The organism is Bradyrhizobium sp. (assembly GCF_017881085.1).
GTDB lineage: Bacteria > Pseudomonadota > Alphaproteobacteria > Rhizobiales > Xanthobacteraceae > Bradyrhizobium.
This window is the reverse complement of sequence record NZ_JADGRI010000328.1, coordinates 1-5,811: the sequence shown is the minus strand read 5'-3', so window position 1 is coordinate 5,811 and position 5,811 is coordinate 1. Positions and strand designations below refer to the sequence as shown.

At 61.4% G+C, this 5,811-nt stretch carries 4 protein-coding genes; 3 read left to right on the top strand and 1 reads right to left on the bottom strand.

Annotated elements, in window-relative coordinates; genetic code table 11:
• Positions 1 to 565: 565 nt before the first annotated feature.
• The gene (locus QZ213_RS23520; RefSeq protein WP_365885148.1) at positions 566 to 1,042 is read left to right on the top strand and encodes an HAD hydrolase-like protein; all 477 of its coding nucleotides are present in this window, start codon (positions 566 to 568) and stop codon (positions 1,040 to 1,042) included.
• An 86-nt stretch (positions 1,043 to 1,128) separates the two neighbouring features.
• On the opposite strand, the gene QZ213_RS23515 is transcribed toward QZ213_RS23520, so the two are convergent.
• Entirely contained in the window at positions 1,129 to 1,827 is a 699-nt protein-coding gene (locus QZ213_RS23515) for a cyclic nucleotide-binding domain-containing protein (RefSeq protein ID WP_291688478.1), read from the bottom strand.
• Positions 1,828 to 2,043: 216 nt separating this feature from the next.
• Between QZ213_RS23515 and QZ213_RS23510 the strand changes: the two genes are divergently transcribed.
• Both QZ213_RS23510 and QZ213_RS23505 read left to right on the top strand, forming a co-directional pair.
• Positions 2,044 to 4,788: an MFS transporter gene (locus QZ213_RS23510; RefSeq protein ID WP_291688477.1), complete on the top strand. Its 2,745-nt coding sequence runs from the start codon at positions 2,044 to 2,046 to the stop codon at positions 4,786 to 4,788.
• Positions 4,789 to 4,799: 11 nt separating this feature from the next.
• Positions 4,800 to 5,811: molybdopterin-dependent oxidoreductase (locus tag QZ213_RS23505; RefSeq protein WP_291688476.1), on the top strand; the 1,012-nt coding region annotated here is incomplete at its 3' end.

The following is a 5,811-nucleotide window of genomic DNA, read 5'->3' as shown; positions in this document are numbered from 1 at the left end:
CGACCGTATCTATTTTGGGAGAAAAGCTGGACGCAATGCCCCCCAAGCGTGTCCAGCCAAGAGTGACTCCAGTGGCGCCCACCCTGGTTCTTTGCTTACCCGGTGGCAATGGCGATGTTATGTAAGCCTCACTGGCGCTTGGCGCGGGATACAACGAGCCTGGATGAACTAATGGAGGCCGGAGCCTAGGCCGCCGGTCGGAGTGGCACGCAGCTTGTGTAACGTAGCGGTCCTGCCGCTTGATCTCGGCAGCCAGGCATCCGTTCGCACTTTTATCGATAAGTTCAGGCAGGGCGGATAGAAATTACATCCTGACGCACGCGCAACAGGTTGTGCCGTCCGAGGGGCATTTTTCGATTTTGCCCTCAGACGGCACAGACCGCGCACGAAATGCTTGAGACTGACTGAGGGGCAAAAACCCAAATTTGCCCCTTCAAACTCACACTCGCGCCTGCCGCCGGCGGATCAACATTCTCTATCCTGACGAATGTGCAACAGGGCTTCTGAGATCTGACGGAGATGCATCAGGAATCTTTGAACCTGTTACGCGTGCGTCAAAAGATGCATCTCCGTTGCCAGCGTCGAGCGAAACAAGAACCTGACGCATTGGCGCGGCAATCGTTTCAAGACCGAGTATCTGCCGCTTGTGCGTCCCTTCTCCGCGGTTTCGGACCTGCTGCGACGTGTGCGCAACGCTGGACTTCAGATCGCCGTTGCTTCCTCGGCCAAGAAGGATGAAGTCGACAAGTACCTCGACATCGCCCGCATCACCGACCTTGTGGATCTGAAAACATCTTCCGACGACGTAGAAGAGTCGAAACCGGCACCGGATATTTTCGAGATCGTTCTTAAGAAGCTCAAGATCGAGGGCGCCGACGCCGTCGCGAACCACCGTGCGCATTCAGTCGACGGACGGCTGCAGCATCGAGCGGCGCACCTGGAATTTCAGCGTCAGGTGACTTGCGCTGACCAATTGAGTCCGCCGCGCAAAGCGGTCGTTCGCATGCAAGCAGCATTTCGCGACCGCGAGGGCGTGAGTTGAGAGTCTGGATTCTGGCCTTCGTCGGATTAGCGATGACCTATGGTCCGATACTGCTGCAGCGCCAAGTCGCTTGACGGCGCGCTCCTTTACGACGTCGGGTCGTCGATGAACCGTTGCGGGCGCGCGAACGCTTCGAGTTGGTCCTTGGCGTCGATGACAATTTCCCGGCCCCGGATGCGCACCCCATGGTCCGTCAGCAGCGCGAGGCTGCGGGACAGGTTTTCCCGGGTGGTGCCGATATGGGAAGCCAGCGTGCCGCGATCAAAGGGGACCACGATGTTTCCCTGGGCGGCATCCTTGCGCGCCTCGGCCAGGATCCAGTTGGCAAGGCGCTCGACGCTAGACCGGGCCATGTAGCCTTTCAGCTTCTTGACCGACGAGCGATAGGCGAGCGCAAGTTCCCGCGCTACGATGCGTGCGAACGCGACGTCCCGATCGAATATCGCGCGCACGCGTTGCGCCGGAATCAGCAGAATGCGTGAATTGGCCAACGTGCGGGCGGAGTTCAGATAGGGTTGGTCGCTGACCACCGCGGCAAGGATGAAGGTCGAAACCGGGTTGACCAGGGAGATCCCCCATTCCACGCCGTTCTGTTCGGTAAAGATTTCGACCAGGCCTTCGACCAGGACATGCAGGAAGTCGGCGTGATCGCCCTCACGGATGAGAATGACGCCGGTTGGGAATTGCTGCAGCAACGCCGCGTCGAGCAAGCTTGCGAGACTTTCCTCCTCCATTTCGGAAAACAGCGGCAGAGCCGTCAACTGGGTCAGTTCGTGAGGGCGCAACAGATTCGCTCCTGATTTCCAGTGTCCAGCGCAGCGTATTTGATATTTATCAAACGCATTTGTGACAAACGTCAATCAGTGACGCGCTACCGATCAATTTGCACCGCAATAATTCATATAATACGCGGTTCCCGGCGCGCCGTTTGATCCAGCACAAATCAGCTCCCTCGAATTTCGTCATCTCTGCCCCCGAAGCGCTCTCTTAGGGGGATTCTCATGGTCACCGCAGACTCAGGCACCGTACATCCAGGCCGGGCACTCTGGCTTTCGACCATTTCCTTCACGATCTGCTTTGCGGTCTGGACGATCTTTTCGATCATCGGAATTCGGATCAAACAAGAGCTCGGGCTGAACGATACCCAGTTCGGCCTGTTGATCGGTACCCCCATCCTCAGCGGTTCGCTTATCCGCCTGGTACTCGGCATCTGGACCGACCAGTATGGCGGACGACGGGTCTACACCGTCGTCATGCTCGCCGCGGCGGTCGCCACTTACCTGCTGACCTGGGCGCATACTTATCCGGAATTCCTGGTGGCGGCACTCTTTGTCGGCATCGCCGGCGGCTCGTTCGCGGTCGGCATCGCCTACGTCTCGCGCTTCTATTCCGCAGGCAAGCAAGGCACCGCCCTTGGCATTTTCGGCGCCGGTAACGTCGGCGCTGCCGTAACCAAATTCCTCGCACCGTTCGTGCTGGTTGCCTATGGCTGGCAGACGGTCGCCCAGGTCTGGGCACTCGTCATCGGCCTGATGGGAATAATCTTCTGGATTTTCTCCGAGGAAGATCCGGTGGTTCGCGCGCGTCGCGAGCGAGACCAGAAGCCGGGCAGCGCTTGGCTCGAGCTTGCGCCCCTGAAGAACGTCCAGGTATGGCGCTTCGCGCTGTACTACTTCTTCGTGTTCGGCGCCTTCGTCGCACTGGCGCTGTGGCTGCCGCAATATCTCATCAAGGTCTACGGCGTCGATATCGAGACCGCCGGCATGACCGCCGCAATGTTCTCGTTCCCCGCCAGCGTGTTCCGGGCCTATGGCGGCCATCTCTCGGACCGCTATGGCGCCCGTCGCGTATTGTACTGGACGTTCCTGGTCGCGGTCGTCTGCACCTTCGTGCTGGCTTATCCGCCCACCGATTATCTGGTGAAGACGGTCAGCGGTACCGTCGGCTTCCACCTGGAAATGGGCCTCGTGCCGTTCACGGTGACGGTGTTCGTGCTCGGCTTCTTCATGGCGCTGGGCAAGGCCGCGGTCTTCAAGCACATCCCGGTGTATTACCCGAACAATGTCGGCGCCGTTGGCGGGATGGTCGGCATGATCGGCGGCCTCGGCGGCTTTGTGCTGCCGATCGCGTTCGGTGGGCTGGTCGATCTCACCGGCCTTTGGACCAGCTGCTTCATGCTGCTGTTCCTGCTGGTGTCCGGCGCGCTGATCTGGATGCACGTTGCGATCCGTCAGATGGAGCGCGGGGCCGTCGGCGAAGCGCTGAAGAAACTGCCTGAACTCCCGGAAATGGAGGAGATTCACAAGCCCGAGCACGTCGGCGCGCTGTCCGGTGCGGTGCTGACCGACTGGCGTCCCGAGGACAAGACCTTTTGGGAAACCTCGGGGCGCGCCATCGCGCGGCGCAATCTCTGGATATCGATTCCGGCGCTGCTGCTGTCGTTCGCGATCTGGCAGGTCTGGTCGGTCGTGGTGGCGAAACTGCCGACGGTGGGCTTCAAATTTACCACGGCCGAGCTGTTCTGGCTGGCGGCATTGCCCGGCATCTCCGGCGCGGTGTTGCGCATCTTCTATTCCTTCATGGTGCCGATCTTCGGCGGACGGCTGTGGACCACGCTCGCGACCTGGTCGCTGATGATCCCGGCAATCGGCATCGGTTATGCCGTGCAGACGCCATCGACGCCGTATCCGGTGTTCCTGGCGCTGGCGCTATTGTGCGGGTTCGGCGGCGGCAACTTTGCCTCCTCGATGGCCAACATCTCCTTCTTCTTCCCGCGCGCGGAGAAGGGCAACGCGCTCGCGCTCAACGCCGGCCTCGGCAATCTCGGGGTCAGCGTGGTGCAGTTCGTCGTCCCGATCGTGATCACGGCCGGGGTATTCGGCTGGTTCGGCGGCGATCCGGCGATGGTTGCGAGCGGAACCCAAGCTGCGCCGCTGTGGCTGCAGAACGCAGGCTTCATCTGGGTGCCGTTCATCGCGGCCAGCGCCTTCGCGGCATGGTTCGGCATGAACGACATCGCTTCCGCAAAGGCATCGTTCTCGGATCAGGCGGTGATCTTCCAGCGCAAGCACAACTGGATCATGTGCTGGCTCTACACCGGCACCTTCGGCTCGTTCATCGGCTACTCCGCGGGCTTCCCGCTGCTGGCGAAGACCCAGTTTCCGACCGTGGACGCGCTGCAATTCGTCTTCATTGGACCTCTGGTCGGCGCGCTGTCGCGTTCGGCCACCGGCTGGGTCGCCGACAGATGGGGCGGCGGGCGCGTCACGTTGTGGGTGTTCGGCCTGATGATGATCGGCGTGCTCGGGATTCTCTACTTCCTCGGCATCAAGGACCAGCCGGGCGCGTTCTGGGGCTTCTTCGCCATGTTCCTGGTGCTGTTCTTCGCGACCGGTGTCGGCAACGCCTCCACCTTCCAGATGATCCCCAATATCATGCGCAAGGAAATGGACCGGCTGATGCCGTCAGCCGATGCCGTCACCCGGCAGCGGCAGGCCGAAAAGGAATCGGCCGCGATCACCGGCTTCACCTCGGCGATCGCCGCCTTCGGCGCGTTCTTCATTCCGAAATCCTACGGAACGTCGATCGATCTCACCGGCGGGGTGCAGGCGGCGCTGTGGGGATTCTTCATCTTCTACGTGATCTGCATCGTGGTCACCTGGACCGTCTACACCCGCAAGGGTGGCCTGCTTCACGACATCGAACGCGGTGGCCGGATTTCGCCCGCTGCGCAGCCCGCCGAATAAGGAGACCAAGGATGAGCCATTTCCTGGACAGGCTGTCGTTCTTCACCCGCGCCAAGGCGGAGTTCGCCGACGGCCACGGCGTGATGACGACCGAGGACCGTTCCTGGGAGGACGGTTACCGGAAGCGCTGGCAGCACGACAAGATCGTGCGGTCGACGCATGGCGTGAACTGTACGGGCTCCTGCTCGTGGAAGGTCTACGTCAAGGGCGGCATCGTCACCTGGGAAACCCAGCAGACCGACTATCCGCGCACGCGGCCGGACCTGCCCAATCACGAACCGCGCGGCTGCGCGCGCGGCGCCAGCTATAGCTGGTACCTCTATTCCGGCAACCGGGTGAAATACCCGCTGGTGCGCTCGCGGCTGTTGAAGTTGTGGCGCGAGGCGAGGGTGCTGATGACGCCGGTGGCGGCGTGGAAGTCGATCGTCGAGGATCCCAAGAAGCGCGCGGCTTACGTGCAGAAGCGCGGCCTCGGCGGTTTCGTTCGCGCCGACTGGGCCGAGGTCAACGAGATCGTCGCCTCGGCAAACGCCTACACCGCCAAGACCTACGGCCCCGACCGCGTGTTCGGCTTCTCGCCGATTCCGGCGATGTCGATGGTGAGCTATGCTGCGGGCGCCCGCTATCTGTCGCTGCTCGGCGGCGTCTGCATGTCGTTCTACGACTGGTACTGCGACCTGCCGCCGGCTTCGCCGCAGACCTGGGGCGAGCAGACCGACGTGCCGGAAAGCGCCGACTGGTACAATTCCGGCTTTCTCATTCTGTGGGGATCGAACGTCCCGCAGACCCGAACGCCCGATGCGCATTTCTATACCGAGGTTCGCTACAAGGGCGCCAAGAGCGTCGTGATCTGTCCGGACTATTCGGAAGCCTCGAAATTCGCCGATCTCTGGGTATCGCCGAAGCAGGGCACCGACGCCGCTTTGGCGATGGCGATGGGCCATGTGATCCTGAAGGAATTCCACGTCGATCGTCAGACCAAATATTTCAACGATTACGCGCGCCAGTATACGGATATGCCAT

Excerpts from the sequence above, each read along its gene's own strand:
- QZ213_RS23510 (WP_291688477.1), top strand. The coding sequence starts at position 2,044 with ATGGTCACCGCAGACTCAGGCACCGTACATCCAGGCCGGGCACTCTGG.